General features: G+C 37.2%; 14 protein-coding genes and 1 tRNA gene. 9 read left to right on the top strand and 6 right to left on the bottom strand.

Annotated elements, in window-relative coordinates:
- Positions 1 to 33 precede the first annotated feature (33 nt).
- The 3 genes from EGI26_RS03470 to galK are packed head-to-tail and all read right to left on the bottom strand — an operon-like array spanning position 34 to position 5,330.
- Positions 34 to 2,517, bottom strand: coding sequence for a bifunctional UDP-N-acetylmuramoyl-tripeptide:D-alanyl-D-alanine ligase/alanine racemase (locus EGI26_RS03470; protein ID WP_255076366.1), 2,484 nt, complete (start codon positions 2,515 to 2,517; stop codon positions 34 to 36).
- A 26-nt stretch (positions 2,518 to 2,543) separates the two neighbouring features.
- Positions 2,544 to 4,166 carry a glycerol-3-phosphate dehydrogenase/oxidase gene (locus EGI26_RS03465; protein WP_255076365.1) on the bottom strand — a complete coding sequence of 541 codons (1,623 nt, stop codon included), beginning with the start codon at positions 4,164 to 4,166 and terminating at the stop codon, positions 2,544 to 2,546.
- Positions 4,167 to 5,330: a galactokinase gene (galK, locus tag EGI26_RS03460; RefSeq protein WP_255076364.1), complete on the bottom strand. Its 1,164-nt coding sequence runs from the start codon at positions 5,328 to 5,330 to the stop codon at positions 4,167 to 4,169.
- A gap of 204 nt (positions 5,331 to 5,534) precedes the next feature.
- Between galK and EGI26_RS03455 the strand changes: the two genes are divergently transcribed.
- From EGI26_RS03455 to EGI26_RS03420, 8 genes are all read left to right on the top strand, one after another.
- On the top strand, positions 5,535 to 5,840 hold the full coding sequence (locus EGI26_RS03455; RefSeq protein WP_255076363.1) for a DUF1016 N-terminal domain-containing protein: 306 nt from the start codon (positions 5,535 to 5,537) through the stop codon (positions 5,838 to 5,840).
- 12 nt (positions 5,841 to 5,852) lie between these two features.
- Positions 5,853 to 6,518, top strand: coding sequence for a YhcG family protein (locus EGI26_RS03450; RefSeq protein ID WP_255076362.1), 666 nt, complete (start codon positions 5,853 to 5,855; stop codon positions 6,516 to 6,518).
- Between the two features lie 234 nt (positions 6,519 to 6,752).
- The gene (gene ccoN / locus EGI26_RS03445; protein WP_255076361.1) at positions 6,753 to 8,924 is read left to right on the top strand and encodes a cytochrome-c oxidase, cbb3-type subunit I; all 2,172 of its coding nucleotides are present in this window, start codon (positions 6,753 to 6,755) and stop codon (positions 8,922 to 8,924) included.
- Positions 8,925 to 8,978: 54 nt separating this feature from the next.
- Complete coding sequence (locus EGI26_RS03440; protein WP_255076360.1) at positions 8,979 to 9,155, top strand: CcoQ/FixQ family Cbb3-type cytochrome c oxidase assembly chaperone; 177 nt, start codon at positions 8,979 to 8,981, stop codon at positions 9,153 to 9,155.
- Between the two features lie 23 nt (positions 9,156 to 9,178).
- Positions 9,179 to 9,991 (top strand): cbb3-type cytochrome c oxidase N-terminal domain-containing protein, encoded by an 813-nt coding sequence (locus EGI26_RS03435; RefSeq protein WP_255076359.1) that lies wholly within the window; start codon positions 9,179 to 9,181, stop codon positions 9,989 to 9,991.
- Between the two features lie 99 nt (positions 9,992 to 10,090).
- A complete protein-coding gene (gene ccoG, locus EGI26_RS03430) occupies positions 10,091 to 11,515 on the top strand; it encodes a cytochrome c oxidase accessory protein CcoG (protein WP_255076358.1) in 1,425 nt (474 codons plus the stop codon).
- A gap of 24 nt (positions 11,516 to 11,539) precedes the next feature.
- Positions 11,540 to 11,977, top strand: a complete 438-nt coding sequence (locus EGI26_RS03425) for a FixH family protein (protein WP_255076357.1) — start codon at positions 11,540 to 11,542, stop codon at positions 11,975 to 11,977.
- 3 nt (positions 11,978 to 11,980) lie between these two features.
- Positions 11,981 to 12,682, top strand: a complete 702-nt coding sequence (locus tag EGI26_RS03420; RefSeq protein ID WP_255076356.1) for a sulfite exporter TauE/SafE family protein — start codon at positions 11,981 to 11,983, stop codon at positions 12,680 to 12,682.
- Positions 12,683 to 12,733: 51 nt separating this feature from the next.
- On the opposite strand, the gene EGI26_RS03415 is transcribed toward EGI26_RS03420, so the two are convergent.
- On the bottom strand, positions 12,734 to 13,171 hold the full coding sequence (locus EGI26_RS03415; protein ID WP_255076355.1) for a hypothetical protein: 438 nt from the start codon (positions 13,169 to 13,171) through the stop codon (positions 12,734 to 12,736).
- A gap of 316 nt (positions 13,172 to 13,487) precedes the next feature.
- On the opposite strand from EGI26_RS03415, the gene EGI26_RS03410 reads away from it, so the two are divergent.
- Entirely contained in the window at positions 13,488 to 13,790 is a 303-nt protein-coding gene (locus tag EGI26_RS03410) for a rhodanese-like domain-containing protein (RefSeq protein WP_255076354.1), read from the top strand.
- A 359-nt stretch (positions 13,791 to 14,149) separates the two neighbouring features.
- On the opposite strand, the gene EGI26_RS03405 is transcribed toward EGI26_RS03410, so the two are convergent.
- Positions 14,150 to 14,222: transfer RNA gene (locus EGI26_RS03405), tRNA-Thr, on the bottom strand.
- A gap of 172 nt (positions 14,223 to 14,394) precedes the next feature.
- The gene (locus tag EGI26_RS03400) at positions 14,395 to 16,419 is read right to left on the bottom strand and encodes a DUF349 domain-containing protein (protein ID WP_255076353.1); all 2,025 of its coding nucleotides are present in this window, start codon (positions 16,417 to 16,419) and stop codon (positions 14,395 to 14,397) included.
- Positions 16,420 to 16,429 lie beyond the last annotated feature (10 nt).

Genomic DNA, 16,429 nt, shown 5'->3' with positions numbered 1-16,429 from the left:
GGTATTATTGTTTTTTTCAAAGATTTGAAAAATCTACTCATGATAAAAAACACGCTTTACTCTTTCGCTTACACCAGTTAATAACTCATAAGGAATCGTTCCGATAGCGGCAGCCAGGTCATTGATATGGGGTTTTTTGCCGAACATGATTACTTGATCTCCCTCTTTGCAATTGGCATGGCTCACGTCTATCATCGTCATGTCCATGCATACATTTCCAACTACTGGGCATAAAACATCGTTTACCAATACTTGGCCAACACCTCTGCTGAAACCCCTGTCATAACCATCTGCGTAGCCTATCGCGAGCGTTGCTATCTTCGATTCTTTGTCAATAATTCCTCTGCGACTGTAACCAACGGTTTCACCTTGACTTAGCGTTTTTATTTGAGAAATGGTGGTTTTGAGCGTTCCTACAACTTCCAAGGCATTGGGTTCAATTCCCGAAGATTCAATGCCATACAAACCGATTCCCAATCTCACCATTTCGTATTTGGCCTCAGGAAAACGAATTATTCCAGCAGAATTACAGATGTGTCTTAGTGGTTTATAATTCAGTTTTTCAATTATTTTCGAAGATAAGCTGTCAAACTGAGCAATTTGTCTTTTCGAGAAATCAATATGTTCGGCCTCATCGGCTCCAACCAAATGGCTAAAAATAGAGGCAATTTCCACATTTGGCGTTTCTTTTATTTGTTCTACTAAAGTCTCTAAATCCTCTTCAATAAAACCCAGTCGATGCATTCCGGTATCTAATTTCAAGTGTATTTTTGAAACAGAATCGGGATAAAGATTGGTTTTGAAATGCAAATAGGCCTTTAAAGTTCTTAAGCTATAAATCTCTGGCTCAAGGTCATATTCAAACAACTTGTGGTAAGTTTCAGGGTCAGAATTTAAAACCAAAATAGGAAGTTTAATACCGTTTTGTCTCAAAACCACGCCTTCGTCAGGGTAAGCCACAGATAGATAATCGACACGATGATATTGAAGCCAGCTGGCCACTTCCATGCTTCCGCTACCGTAAGCAAAAGCTTTCACCATCACCATGATTTTGGTCTGGTTACCTATTTTATTTCGGTAATAATTGAGATTGTGGGTCAACGAATCCAGATTTACCTCGAAAACTGTTCCATGAACCTTCATCACCAACTTATTGACGATTTTCTCAAAGGCAAATGGTCTGGCTCCTTTTACCAAAATCAAAGAATTACTCAGGTTTTCAAAATTGAACAAGCTTAGGAAATCTGATGTGTTTTCATAAAAGAAGCTACTTACTTTTGAAATACTTGAAAAAAACTCTTTTTGGTGAAAAAACTTAGAACCAATGCCAATTAATATGCTGATATCTTGGGACTTGATTAAATCTTTAAGACTATGCAATAGATCATGTTCTTGTAAGCCAGATTGAAGTATGTCGCTGACTATCAGAGTTTTTTGGCGTTTGGTGTGGTGTTGGCTCATGAAATTTAAAGCCATCTTTAGTCCACCCAAATCATTGTTGTAAGTATCGTCAATGATGTAATTGTCATTGGTGCCCTGCTTGAGTTCAAGCCTCATGGCAACCGGTCGGAGCAATTTGAATTTCTCAAAAAATACTTCTAGATTGATTTTGGATTGAGAATTGAGATACAAGCCCGTGTAGGCACAATGTACAGCATTTTCAATAGAAGCGTTGTCTGTAAATGGTATCTCGAAATCGTAACTTTCGCCTAGCCAATTTATTTCTATTTGCGTACCTGTTTCGGTCAGTTGAGTATCTATCCAGTTTTCGCCAATGCGGTTTCTCGACCAGCTAATAAGTTGAATGTTAGGATTTACTGCTTTCAGAAGGATAGCAAGTTCTTCATTGATTTCCTTGTAATCTTTGCAATAAACCAACACTTTAGAGGTCTTGAAGAGTCTAAGTTTTTCAGTTATTTTTTGTTTTAAGCTTTTAAAACCTTCATTGTGAGCAGGACCAATATTGGTGAAAATACCAATTTCTGGCTTTATGATGGATTCAAGGTTTTGCATTTCATTTTGCAAAGAAATTCCAGCCTCAAAAATCCCCAAATTGCTTTTTTTGTTCATTTCCCAAACCGATAAAGCCACGCCAATTTGAGAGTTGTAACTTCTTGGACTTTTAATGACTTCAAACTCTTGTTCGAGTAAGAAATGCAGCCATTCTTTCACAATAGTTTTACCATTGCTTCCGGTTATACCTATTACTGGATATTTGAAAAATTTTCGTTTTTCAGTTGCAAGGTTTTGCAATGCTTTAATACTGTTCTGAACCACAAAAGCCTTTAAATCAGTTTTCTCCAAGAATTCTTTTAAGGCAGAATCACTGTTGACTACGTCTTTTTCAACCACAAATTCTTTAATGCCTTTCTCAAAAAGTTGCTGAATAAACTGATGCCCATTATGCCTTTCTCCTTTTATTGCAAAAAATATACTAGACTCTGCATTAGACAAAAATCGGCTATCAGTTAGTAATATTTTGCTGTTGGTGGTTATTTGTTCGGTTAAAATCAACATTGTTTTTTTGTTTTTTTAGGTCAAATTTAGTTTAAAGCAACAGATTTGAAATGCATTAATAAAGCTTTATAGGCGTTCATTTCTTTATCTTTTCTTTCTTCGTCCCATCCAAGTTCTTCAGCCATCAAATCTAAAACAGATTCTACTGATTCTAAGCAGGCGTTCCAATCTAATATTTCCCAGCGTGTTCTTCTTGCAAAAAAGTCCCTGACTGTTTGGGCCATTTCATATTGACAGGTGTAAATAACTTCGGCTTTAATAAAAGGATAGTCCACATGTATTTTAGAAAGAAGTTCAGGCCTGTTTTCTATCAGATTCATGATTTTTGGAGTTTGATCTCCGTAACTACTTTTTAGATGCTCAAAACATTCTAGAGGAAAGTTTTCTGGCCTTTTTGTTTGAAAAACGTTTTGACTTCCTAACAACTTAAAATCTTTGGTTTTACAAAGATTACCATAACCCAAGATTTCGCAAATAGCATCACAAGTATCCTGAGCCATCAGCCTGTAAGTTGTCCATTTTCCACCCAAAAGACTTACCAAGCCCGATTCTTCGTCTATTTCTACTTCGTGGTCGCGAAGAAGTGTTTTAGTGTCGTTTGGGTTTTTCTTTTTTGCAGAAATCAAAGGCCTAATTCCCCCAAAACCGCTTTTTATTTCACTTTTGCTTGGAATGGCTTTCAAATATCTTTCAGCCGTTTCTAATAAATAATCGATTTCTGAATTGTTCAAAAGCGGTTCTTCGTTCAGATTATCATATTTTGTATCGGTTGTACCAATCATAATTTCCGATTGGAATGGAATCACAAAAATCAATCTTCCATCTTTAGTTTTGGGTATAAGAAGGGCTTTTTCTCCTGCAAAATACTTTTTAGGAATAACTATATGAACGCCTTTGGAGGGTTTAATTCTACTTTCCTCAGCTGGATTGGCCAAAAGTCGAAGGTGGTCAGCAAATGGCCCAGTACAGTTTACAAATACTTTGCTTTTTATTTCAAAAGATTCACCAGTAATAATATTTTTAAGATTTGCACCAGTTATTTTGTTGGAGCTATCTTTCTTGAAATCAATAAGTTCTAGGTAATTTGCCGTAGCCACACCTTGTTGATGTGCAGTTTGAGAAAGTGCCAAGGCAAATCTGGCATCATCTAGCTGACCATCAAAATACATGACCGCACTGTGGGCTTTTTGAGTGATATCCGGACTCCCTAAAATCATTTCTTTTTTTGAAAGCCATCTTGCAGCCGGAAGTTGGTCTTTGGAAGCAAACCAACCATACATTTTTAATCCGATGGTGTAATATAAACCTTCTATAAAACTAAAAACTGGGGTAATTATACCCAAAGGACGAGACAAATGAGAGCCATTTGAGAGTAGGTATTTTCTTTCGGCTAGGCCATGTTTTACTTGCTTAAGTTGTCCAAAATCTAGATTTTTAAATGCTTGTTCCAAATACCTGACTCCACCATGAATGAGTTTGGTGGATTTGGAAGAAGTTTCACAGCTAAAGTCGCCTTTATCGATGAGAGCCACTTTAAGTCCACGCAAGGCTGCGTCTAAAGCAACTCCCGCTCCGCTTGCTCCTGCACCAATTACGCAAACATCGAAATGCTCGTTTTTGATTCTCTCTAAGTTCTCATTTCTGTTCATTTAAGCTATTTTATGAACGCCCTCGCTCAAGTTTGCCGTATATATTTCGGGTATTATTCCAAATTTATGTTGATATGCCGACTTTGTTTTTTCTCTAAAATCTGCCTCTGCTTCTTTCTTAATAAGGTTTAAAGTACATCCACCAAAGCCGCCGCCCATCATTCTGCTTCCTAACACGCCGTCTATTTTACTAGCTTCGCTTGCCAAAAAATCGAGTTCAACACAACTCACTTCATACATTTTACTCAGCCCTTGGTGTGTTTGGTTCATAATTTCACCCAATTTCTCAAAATCCTGCTGCGTCAACGCTTCAGATGCCAACATTACACGTTCTTTTTCATCTAAAATATACTTGCATCTGTTGTAAGTAATTGGGTCAATATCCGCCTTAATCTGCTCTAATTGCTCGAAGTTGGCATCTCTGAGGGTGTTTATGTTTCCAAATGCTTTGTTCAAGACTTCAACTCCTTTTTGGCATTGGTTTCTTCTCACATTGTATTCAGTATCGGCAAGATTGTGCTTTACCGCACTATTTACTAAAATAAACGTATGTTCTTTGAATTCTGCCGGGATATAATCGTGCTCTAGTTTTTCACAATCAAGCCTAATTACATTGTTTTTTCTAGAAAAGAGTGAAGCATACATGTCCATTATTCCGCATTTTACACCTACATAATTATGCTCAGTTGCTTGTGCGACTTTAGCCAATTGTAAAAGACCAAGGTTGAATCCGAAAATTTCATTTAAGCCAAAACCAATTCCTGCCTCTACAGCCGCCGAAGAGGAAAGACCTGCACCATTCGGAATATCTCCACCGAAACAAACATTTATACCCTTATCAAAACCGAAACCAAGTTTCTGGATTTCTAATATTACCCCTACCAAATGGTTCGACCAATCATTGAGTTTATTGGTTAAATTATTAATATTGTCAGCTTCAAAATAGCTTTCTAGGTCGATGGCTGATATGCATAGTTTTGAATCTTCTCTTTTTCCTATGCTAAAGTATATGGCTTTGTCGATGGCTGAAGGCATCACAAAACCATTGTTATAATCAGCATGTTCACCAAGAATATTGATTCTACCTGGAGCTTTTATTTTTATATCAGATTTTTTTCCGAATAATGAAACGTAACTGTCTTCTATTTTTCCTGAAATGTCCAATGGTATTTTCTTTAGTTATGGTACAAAATGCAAATTTTGCTAAAAAAGCAATAGCGTTCATTATGTCCCACTAAGTTTTTGTGTAAAAAAGTGGGATTGAATAGAAAAACTTGAAAATGAATATTAGATTAGCAGAATTGTTAATCAAAAAGACCTGTATTTTTGAAGGAGAATAACTGTCTTCATGCAAATTGATGAAATATAATGGAACCAAACAATCTTGACTTAATTGATTCGGTAAAAGAGATTATAATAGGTGCTAGACAAAGAGTCTACCGGATGGCCAATTCTGTGCTTTTGGATACCTATTGGCAAATAGGCAAGCTGATTGTTGAGGACGAGCAAATGGGAAACACCAAAGCTCAATATGGTAAAGCCACACTTAAGAGGCTGTCTCGTGCTTTAACTTTGGAGTTTGGTAAAGGGTTTGACTACACCAATCTTACCAATATGCGTAATTTTTTTATTGCATTTTCAATTCTTGACGCATTGCGTCAAGAATTGAGTTAGACACATTATAGGTTGCTTTCAAGGCTCGATTCCGGTGAGAAACGAGCATATTATTTAAATGAATCGGTGGGAGCGAATTGGAACAGTAGAGAACTTCAAAGGCAAATTAATACCCTGGCATTTGAGCGAGTCGTAAAGCATTTACCCGAAAAAGAAAAGAAATCATCGATAGAGAATTTAATAAAAGACCCTTACATTTTTGAATTCTTGGGGCTTTCATCAGAAGAGAAAAATAGTGAAAGAACAATAGAAAATGCAATTATAGACCATTTGCAGAAATTCTTGCTTGAATTTGGAAAAGGGTTTGCTTTTGTTGCTCGACAACAACACATTGCTACTGATACATCTGATTTTTATATTGACTTGGTGTTTTACAATTATATACTCAAGTGCTTTGTAATCATAGATTTGAAAAAAGGCACAATGACGCACCAAGATATTGGCCAATTGGATATGTATGTGCGTATGTATGATGATTTGAAGCGAGGAGAAGACGATAACCCAACTATTGGTATTTTGTTATGTTCAGAAAAAGACGAAGCCATTGTGAAATATTCTGTTTTAAACGACCAAAATAACCTATTTGCAAACAAGTATTTGTTGTATTTACCTAAGGTTGAAGATTTGAAAAACCTAATAGAGCAAGACAGGTTAAAATTCGAGCTAGATAATGACTAATAACTAGCATTTCACCAAGGTTTAATTACAGTTCTGCTAAATTTTAGATTCACAGATCATCTGACTTAATTAGATTATCCACCCAATAGCACTTTGGGTTTTAATCTTTCATTTTATTCTTCATTTCCAAAACCTGACTTAAATCATAATTTTCAGGTTCATTAATCATGTTTTGAGGGTATTCTGGCTTCTAATTTTGATGCGTTAAAAAGTTTACAAATCAAATTAACAGCTATGCGTTTATTTACCAAACCACTATTAAGCTCTTCCAGCTCAGATTCATCGGGTGCATTAGAAGGTTTTTACTACGACAACAAGATAGTGAAAGCCTTTATTATTGTTACGGTTATCTTCGGAGTTGTTGGAATGCTTGCCGGCCTTACAGCCGCTTTGCAGTTATTCTGGCCTGCTGCAAACTTGAATCTCCCATATACTACATTTGGTAGATTAAGGCCATTACACACAAACGCCATTATTTTTGCCTTTGTAGGCAATGGTATGTTCGCAGGGGTTTATTATTCCACTCAAAGGCTATTAAAAGGCCCAATGTTGAGTCCAATCTTAAGCTGGATTCACTTCTGGGGCTGGCAGCTGATTATTGTTGGAGCAGCGGTTTCATTACCTCTAGGAATGACTACCGGTAAAGAATATGCTGAGCTTGAGTGGCCCATCGATATTGCCATTACACTGGTTTGGGTAGTTTTTGCAATAAACTTCATAGGAGCCATCATAAAAAGAAGAGAAAGACACATGTATGTGGCTCTTTGGTTTTATATCGCTACAATAGTTACTATCGCTCTATTACATATTGTTAATTCGTTAGCCTTGCCTGTGACTTTGTTTAAAAGTTACACACTGTTTGCTGGTGTTCAAGATGCTCTTGTGCAATGGTGGTATGGACACAATGCGGTTGCATTTTTCCTTACTACACCTATTCTTGGTTTGATGTATTATTTCTTGCCAAAAGCAGCCAATAGACCAGTTTATTCTTATAAGTTATCAATTATTCACTTCTGGTCATTGATTTTTTTGTATATCTGGGCTGGTCCTCACCACCTTTTATATACTTCATTGCCTGATTGGGCTCAGAGTTTGGGTACTGTCTTCTCTATTATGTTGTTGGCTCCATCATGGGGAGGTATGCTCAACGGACTTCTTACACTTAGAGGTGCTTGGGACAGAGTGAGAGAAAATCCAGTTTTGAAATTCTTCGTGGTAGCGGTAACTGCTTACGGCATGACCACTTTCGAAGGCCCAATGCTTTCTTTGAAAAATGTCAACGCCATATCACACTATACCGACTGGACAATCGCTCACGTACACATCGGTGGGCTGGGATGGAACGGCTTCATGACTTTTGGTATGTTCTATTATTTAGTACCAAAAATGTGGAGAACCAATTTGTACTCCGTAAAATTGGCTAACATTCACTTCTGGTTGGGTACTTTGGGTATCATATTCTACGCTTTGCCGCTTTATTGGGCTGGTTTTACACAAAGTTTAATGTGGAAAGAATTCACAAAAGATGGATTCTTGGCTTATCCAAACTTCCTTGAAACCGTAACCCAAATATTGCCCATGTACATGGCGAGGGCCTTTGGTGGCACTTTGTATTTGGCTGGTACTTTGGTGATGGTTTATAACTTAATGAAAACCGCTGGAAGTGGCGAGTTTTTGGCTCACGAATATGACGAAGCTCCAGCTTTGAACCATAAGCTGAAAGTTGGCGGTGCATTTCACACCATTTTGGAGCGTAAGCCTGTATTGTTCACCGTGTTGTCTTTTGTGGCTGTATTGATTGGTGGTGTAGTTGAATTCTTGCCAACGTGGTTGATTGATTCTAATGTGCCAACTATTGCTAGTGTAAAACCTTACACGCCGCTTGAGCTTGAAGGCAGGGATATTTATGTAAGAGAAGGATGTTATAACTGCCACTCTCAGATGATCAGGCCGTTTAGGTCAGAAACTGAGCGTTATGGAGAATATTCTAAATCAGGTGAGTTTGTTTATGACCACCCTTTCCAGTGGGGTTCTAAACGCACTGGGCCAGATTTGCACCGTCAAGGTGGCAAATACCCTGACTCGTGGCACTATAACCACATGTTGGAGCCCACTTCTATGTCTCCGGGTTCTATCATGCCAGCCTATCCTTGGTTGTTTGATGATGAGTTGAATACAGCCAATACGGCCACCAAAATCAACACGATGCGTACTTTGGGTGTGCCTTATGAGGAAGGTTATGAAGACCAAGCTGTGGCAGATCTTACTGAACAAGCCGAAGGAATATCCAAGAACCTTGCTGATGCCAAAATAAAAGTAGGCAAAGAAAAGGAGATTATTGCTCTTATCGCTTATCTGCAAAGAATGGGTACAGATATCAAAAATGAGGCTACGGCATTAAAATAATAACAAAACGCACTCACGAAATTAAAAACCGTGGGTGCTAAACCAACAAATATTATGATAAAGAACTCGCTTGCTTCTATTTCTGATGTGGCCATTTATCCAGTCATTTCACTTTCTATTTTTGTTGCTTTTTTTGTTTTACTAGGTTATATGGTTTTTAGAGCCGACAAAAAATATATCAAGCACATGGAGGAAATGCCGCTCACTGACGAAGTTTATCAAAAGGATTAAAAATATTGTAAATCAAATAAATTATGGACTTATCATTTAAAACAGGAGAGGAATTATTCCAGTTTGTATTGCTGGGAGTTCTTCTTATTTTCACGGTGATCTTGTTTATAGTAGTCATGAATATTTTCATGCTATTAAAGAAACTAAATCTGGGTGCAAGTGGCTCAGTAGCAGCCGAGGCAGGGGAAGAAACAAGCTTTTGGAAAAGTTTGACCAACGCCGTGCCAATTGCTAAAGAAGAAACGGTGATGTTGGAACACAATTACGACGGCATCAGAGAACTAGATAACCACCTTCCGCCTTGGTGGCTAGGATTGCTCTATGGTTCTATCGTGTTTGCGATTGTTTATTTGCTCAACTATCACGTGTGGCATTGGAGTCCATCACAAGAGCAAGAATATACCATGGCTATGGACGAAGGCAAAAAAGAAGTAGAAGCCTACCAAGCAAAATTGGGTGAGAGTATTGATGAGAAATCAGTAAAAGTGTTAGCAGACCCTAAAACGCTTGAGAATGGTAAAACTATTTTTACCGAAAAATGTGTGGCTTGTCACGGTGCTGCTGGTGAAGGTGGCGTAGGACCAAACCTTACTGACGAATATTGGCTACATGGTGGTACTATTAACGATGTTTTTGGTGTTATTAAAAATGGTGTTCCTGAGAAAGGGATGATTTCTTGGAAAGCTACCCTGAAACCAGCTCAAATTCAGGAGGTTTCCAATTATATTATGACGATGAAAGGTACTAACCCTGCAAATCCTAAAGCTCCCCAAGGAGAGAAAGTAGGAGATGCAGCGACAGCAACTGCCAGTGGAGATTCAACTCAAGCTAAATAATAGCTGCTTGCAGCAACAAATCGAAAAAGACTTATTTCTTGATTCATCAGGAAATAAGTCAATTTCAAATTCGATTGGAATAAAATATAAAAAATAATCATGGAAAACATCGATGATATTTACAAATACGCCGACAGCGAGCAAGACGAATTTAGAAATACGCTAGCCACTGTCGATAAGGACGGAAAAAGAATCTGGCTTTATCCTAAAATGCCCAAAGGGGCTTTCTTCAACAAACGCATAATTGCTACAATCCTATTCCTAGCAGTATTTTTATCAGCTCCATTTATCAAAATAAACGGCCTTCCGCTTATCATGATGAATATTTTCGAAAGGAAATTTGCCATTTTTGGTCAGCTTTTCTTGCCTCAGGATTTTATCATCTTCGGTTTAGGAATGATCACCTTTGTGGTTTTTATCATTCTTTTTACAGTAACTTATGGTAGGATTTGGTGTGGATGGTTATGTCCGCAGACGGTTTTCATGGAAATGATTTTCCGCCCGATAGAAGTTTGGTTAGAAGGCGAAGGCCGCACACAAAAGAAATTTGATGAGGCTCCATGGGACTTTAATAAAGCTTGGAGAAAAACACTTAAACACGTTATTTATATTACTTTTTCTATCATCATTGCCCATTTCACAATGGCTTACATGGTGGGTATTGAAGGAGTTAAAGATATTGTTACCAAACCCCCAACTGAAAATCTTTCAGGGTTTGTCGGTTTAATAGTCTTTACAGGTTTATTCTATTTTGTTTTTGCAAAACTACGCGAGCAAGTTTGTGTGGCTATTTGCCCTTATGGCCGTTTGCAAGGTGTATTGGTCACCAAAGATACCATGACCATCATTTATGACGAAGTAAGAGGCGAGCCTAGAGCGAGAATTTCAAAAAAAGAAGTAGCCTCTGAAGTGAAAAAAGGGGATTGTATAGATTGCGGTCTTTGTGTACAAGTTTGCCCTACAGGTATTGATATCCGTAACGGAATTCAGCTTGAATGTGTCAATTGCACGGCCTGTATTGACGTTTGTGATGAGGTTATGGTGAAAGTTGATCGTCCAAAAGGACTAATAAGGTATGCCTCAGTAGATACTATTAAAAACAACGTACCATTTAAGTTTACAATCAGAACTTTAGCCTATACTTTGGTCTTGGCAGCTTTGGTATCCGTGGTAGGTATTTTATTGGTCAACAGAAGTTCGGTTGAAACTACACTTATGCGTGTTCCGGGTCAATTATATCAAGAAAACGGCGACAAGATTACGAATTTGTATAATGCTCAAATGGTGAACAAAACAAATTCCGACAAAGTGTTGAATATTACCATCAAAGAGCAAGGTGCTACGCTAAAGTTTATTGGGCAAAATCCTATAAAAATAAAAGCCGGCTCAAAAGCCGAAGTAGTGTTTTTTGTGGAATTTCCAAAAGACAAAATTACCAAAAGGTCAACTCCAATCAAGATCCAGATCATGGAAAAGGACAAACAATTGGAGGAAGCCAAAACCAATTTTCAAGGACCTAATTGATTAACAATATAAATTTTTAAAACTATGAACTGGGGACACAAAATAGGACTCGTTTATGTAGGATTCGTTGTTTTTATGCTCACATTGGTTGTTTTGTGTATAAAACAAAAAGATATTTTTTTGGTAACAGAAAACTATTACAGTGATGAACTTGCGTATGAAACCCGCATTCAAAAAGTAAAAAATGCCAATGCATTGGGCAAAGATTTGCAAATTTTGGTAAAAAATGATGTGGATAGCGTCTATATAGATTTGACCAACCAATCGATTGGCTCTACGGGATCAGTGGTTTTTTACAGACCTTCTAGCCAAAAAATGGATTACAAAATCCCGATGAATTTAGACTATGCGGGCCAACAAAAAATATACATTGGCAAATTGGCTGATGGTCTTTGGACGGTAAAACTGGAGTGGGAAAAAGCTGGTCAAGAATATTACAAAGAGCAAAAAATTCAATTATAAGCTATGCTTTGGTCAGCTTTTTTGTTGGGTTTGGTAGGTAGTTTGCATTGCGTAGGCATGTGCGGACCGCTTACTCTGTTGTTGCCCAATGATGGTCATTTTTCCATAAAATTCGTCTTCGGGAGAGTTTCTTATAACTTGGGTAGGGTAGTGACTTATTCATTATTGGGTGCTACCGCAGGTTTTTTTGGTGAGAAAGTTAGTTTTTTTATAAGTCAAAAAATGCTTTCCATTACTTTCGGAATTTTGGTGTTGGCTTATGTGCTTTTGCCTTATGCGTTTAAAAACAAAATCTCCAATCCAAATATGTTTTATCGTTTTTCAAGTTTGTTGAAAGGTGTTTTTGCAAAGTTATTTAAAAGCAAGTCTTTTCTCGCTCAGTTTTCTTTTGGATTGGTAAATGGACTTCTACCATGCGGAATGGTTTACGTGGCTCTGGCTGGGGCTTTTTTGGCAACCAATTGGTCAGATGCAGCCTTAACGATGATACTATTTGGTTTGGGCACAATTCCCCTTATGCTGCCAGTAAGCCTAGGTATGAGTCAAATAAGGAAGGTTTTAGGTGCTCATTTCAAAACTATCATAACGTACACGTATGTTTTACTCGGTGCTTGGCTTATTTTTAGAGGCATGGATTACGATATTCAAAGTCTTTATACAGCTCCAGGACAAGAATTAAACACAGATTGTGTAACAGTTCATTAAAACAAAAAAGGAGCCGAAAGCTCCTTTTCTTATCTCTATATCAGTCGAATTTTATATTGTTGTAGAAGTATCTATTGGCGTAGTTACTGGAGAAGGAATAACTTCCGCTGGAACTACAGGCTCTACTCTTTTAGGTAAGAACAATACATCTATTATGAAATACTTAGTGTCACCATTCCATGGGAATTTTACGAATTTTTCATGATAGACTAGCGTTACCCTTTCTCCTGAAGACAGGGCAGTTTTAAGTTTTGCTACCACAGAATCTTCTTTTGCCGAAAACTCCCAATATCTTGGAGTCAAGGTTCCTGTTTCACCTGAGTAACCTCCTTCATTAAGCACACCTTCGTTAGTTTTGAAAATATAGCCTCTCTCGCTGAGTTTTGAAATTGTTCCGGCTCTTTCTCCTGATGAGAAATAACCAGTGCTTATATACCAGCCCACAAGAGCCAGAATTAAGAGGATGATAATGAGAATTAATTTTTTCACTTATTTAGATTAATTTTTCACAAAACAATGAAAAAAAAAGCGAATTTTCCAATAATTGATATCTTTTAATTCCAATTAGTCATTCTCACATATTCTTGATTTGTATTTTCTTGGAAAATTAATCTTAAGGATAATTTACTTTAATTGAATGGTTTAATTTTCAAGTCGCTACAAATTGTATAAAGTTGAAGTGCTTAAAAGGGAAATGCTATTTCTAAATAAAAAATATCAAGCAATTAGGAATTAAAAGTGATATTTCTCACAAAGATTTTGGAACCGTTTTGTGATTTTTGTTGAAAATTTAAACAATCAAATTATGGGATTTTTCAGCAGTTTATTTGGTGGAGGCAATAAAGTAGATGTAAAGAGTATTATTGAAAATGGAGCAATAGTAATAGATGTGAGGACGCCAGGTGAATTCGCTGGTGGCCATGTGAAAGGATCTGTGAATATTCCATTAGATAAAATTCAGGGTAATATCAGTAAAATTAAAGGCTATAAAAAACCAATAGTGGTTTGTTGTGCCTCTGGAATGCGTAGCTCCAATGCTAAGCGTGTACTAATAAAAAATGGATTGGAAGAAGTATATGATGGCGGCAGCTGGATGTCCATCGGTTGATTATCTTTTTGTTGTTTGTTTTTCGGTAAAAAAAAAGCCTTTTTGAATTTATAATTCATAAGGCTCTTTTTCCTGAAAGCAAGTTTCAGTTTGTTGGTGAAGTGTAATTCACAGCACAAAATTAAATAGCTGGAGTCTCGAAACAAACTTTTTTTGCGAAAATTCGCTAAATTGGGATAGATTATTGATAAATGTCAAGTATTTATCGACCAAACAACAAAGCCGAATCACACTTCTGAACGGAAGCCGTCTCTGTCGGTTTTGAGCCTCTTATCTGTATTGAACAGGGACTTCTAGTTCAATGAGTAAATGGTTTTTTTTACAAACAAAAAAGCCGACTCATTTCTGAGCCGGCTTTGAGCCTCTTATCGGGATCGAACCAATGACCTACTGATTACAAATCAGTTGCTCTACCAGCTGAGCTAAAGAGGCCTATATTTTAATTAGTTTGAGCTTCGTTGCGAACGCCGTTCCTTAATTGTGGTGCAAAACTATATCCAAAAAGTACACCACGCAAATATTTTTTATCTTTTTTTGAAAAAAAAACCTAATTGTTTGATTATCAAAACTTTCGTTTTTTCTTAAACAATTAGGTTTTCAGATATTAATTGGCTGCGTTGATAAGTTTGATTTTATCTTGCAAATCCTTCAGTTCTTTTTCTGCCTTCACTACTTTCTGCATGTATTCAGCTTTAAGTTTTTCTGCATTTTTAGAATGCCCAAAGAATTCGATATTGTTTCTGGTTAGCGTAATTTCTTCCTCAAGGGTCTTCATTTTACGTCTAATTTCGTTTTCTTGCTTATCAAGGTTCTTGGTGTTTCCGCCTGTTTTTAAGACCACCTCGGCTTCGTTTTGGAGCATCAGCTTATCTTTTTCAGATTTGTCTAAGCCAGAAGATGTCTTCACGAAATTATTGATGGCCTTAATAAACCTTGCTTGAATGTTTTGCATGTCTTTACGAGGTACAAAACCTATGGCTGCGAAAGCTTTCTTATAATCACTCAGTTTCGACAAGTCAGACGTGCCTGCCTCAGCCATTTTTTCTATTTCTTCACAAATAGCCGTTTTCTTGGCTAAATTCGCATCGAACTCGGCATCTTGCGACTTGGTTTCGGTACGTTTTAGGTCAAAATACTGATCACAAGTGGCTTTGAATTTGTTGTAAAGCGTGTCCTTGTATTTTTCAGGAACATGCCCAATCGTTTTCCACTTTTTCTGTAAATCAATAATTTTGTTGGTATTTGGAGCAGAGTGATCGCCAGAGGACAGTATTTCTTCTGCTGCTACACAAAGCTCTTCTTTAGCCTTGTAGTTGGCCTCACGTTTGGCTTCTAATTTTGCAAAGAAATCGCTCTTGTTTTTGAAGAACTGCTTCAATGCATGCCAAAACTCTTTGCTTACTTCTTTGCCTTTATCGCGAGGCATAGAACCCTTTATGGCGTTCCATTGGTCTTGGATTTCCATAACTTCCTTAGACTTGGCGTTCCATTCGTTGATGCTATCGCTTTGGAATTCCAAATAAGGTTTTAGATTGAGAAATAATTGGTTTTTGGCATTGAAAATATCCTCGTTTAATGCACTATTTTCTTTGGCCAATTCACGTTTTTTCTCATATATAACATCAAAAGCGGCTTTAAGTCTCGCCCAAAGAGCTTCTTGTTCTTCTCTTGGTCCGGGTCCTATTTGTTTATATTCTAATAGTAGTTCGTTGGCTTTTTTGAGTACAATGTTGGTCAGTGGGCTTTCCTTCAACGTATCTGCAATGGCTTCTATTTTTATAACTACGCCTTCTTTGTTGATTACATTCTTCTTTCTGTCGAGGTCTTTCAGTTCGTTTTGAATGCTTCTGATATCAAAATACCTATCTACCAAAGCATTATATGCTGACCAAAGTGTACCGTTATGAACCGAATTGATGTTTCCTGCATTTTTCCACTCTGTTTGAAGTTTTTTAAATGCCTCCCAATTATTTTTTGATTCGCCTTTTTCTTCAGTTTCTACTATTTCTCTTAAGCTTTGTAGCAAACGAGTTTTAACTTCGAAATAGTCCTCTCTTTCTCTCTCTAATTTTTGATAGAAATTTTGTCTTTTTTCACGAATTTGAACCAGAATTCCCTCAAATCTTATGGAATAGTTATCGTTTTTGAAGTCAAAACCTTCATCTGTACCGTTTTGCTCTTTGAAAGCTTGACGTGCTTCTGACTTTTCTTTTTGAGCCAATTCATCAAAAACGCCTCTGATAACCTTCAGCACATTGTCGATATTTTTTACATCGGCAGCACTCAAGCTTCTAGATTTCATGGCATCCAGCATTTTATCTGCCAAATCCACGTATTCTTTTTTGGTGTAATTTGTGAAGTCGTTATCGAAACTTGGCATAGATGATGGCTCATCTAGCTCTTCAATTTCTTCAATATCAGTGCTTTCTTCAGACACATCTATGTTTGTGACTTCAATCATTTTTTCTTCTGCCAGAATTTCAGAACTTTGGGGAGTTTCTGAGTTATCAAGGGCTTCGGTTTTTTCCACGGGAGTTGCATCTGAAATTAATTCAGTGTTATCCGAAACTATATTTTCGGCATTGATGTCATCAATGTTGTTGGTCGGTTCGATACTTGGTTCAATCATCAAAATTCGT

The sequence above is a fragment of the Lacihabitans sp. CCS-44 genome, assembly GCF_024343735.1.
In the GTDB taxonomy this organism is placed as follows: domain Bacteria; phylum Bacteroidota; class Bacteroidia; order Cytophagales; family Spirosomataceae; genus Leadbetterella.
This window is presented reverse-complemented; position numbering and strand designations above follow the sequence as displayed.

Coding starts and splice junctions, on each gene's coding strand:
- EGI26_RS03470 (WP_255076366.1), bottom strand. CDS start 2,517: ATGTTGATTTTAACCGAACAAATAACCACCAACAGCAAAATATTACTA.
- EGI26_RS03465 (WP_255076365.1), bottom strand. CDS start 4,166: ATGAACAGAAATGAGAACTTAGAGAGAATCAAAAACGAGCATTTCGAT.
- EGI26_RS03455 (WP_255076363.1), top strand. CDS start 5,535: ATGGAACCAAACAATCTTGACTTAATTGATTCGGTAAAAGAGATTATA.
- ccoN (WP_255076361.1), top strand. CDS start 6,753: ATGCGTTTATTTACCAAACCACTATTAAGCTCTTCCAGCTCAGATTCA.
- EGI26_RS03440 (WP_255076360.1), top strand. CDS start 8,979: ATGATAAAGAACTCGCTTGCTTCTATTTCTGATGTGGCCATTTATCCA.
- EGI26_RS03435 (WP_255076359.1), top strand. CDS start 9,179: ATGGACTTATCATTTAAAACAGGAGAGGAATTATTCCAGTTTGTATTG.
- ccoG (WP_255076358.1), top strand. CDS start 10,091: ATGGAAAACATCGATGATATTTACAAATACGCCGACAGCGAGCAAGAC.
- EGI26_RS03425 (WP_255076357.1), top strand. CDS start 11,540: ATGAACTGGGGACACAAAATAGGACTCGTTTATGTAGGATTCGTTGTT.
- EGI26_RS03420 (WP_255076356.1), top strand. CDS start 11,981: ATGCTTTGGTCAGCTTTTTTGTTGGGTTTGGTAGGTAGTTTGCATTGC.
- EGI26_RS03410 (WP_255076354.1), top strand. CDS start 13,488: ATGGGATTTTTCAGCAGTTTATTTGGTGGAGGCAATAAAGTAGATGTA.
- EGI26_RS03400 (WP_255076353.1), bottom strand. CDS start 16,419: ATGATTGAACCAAGTATCGAACCGACCAACAACATTGATGACATCAAT.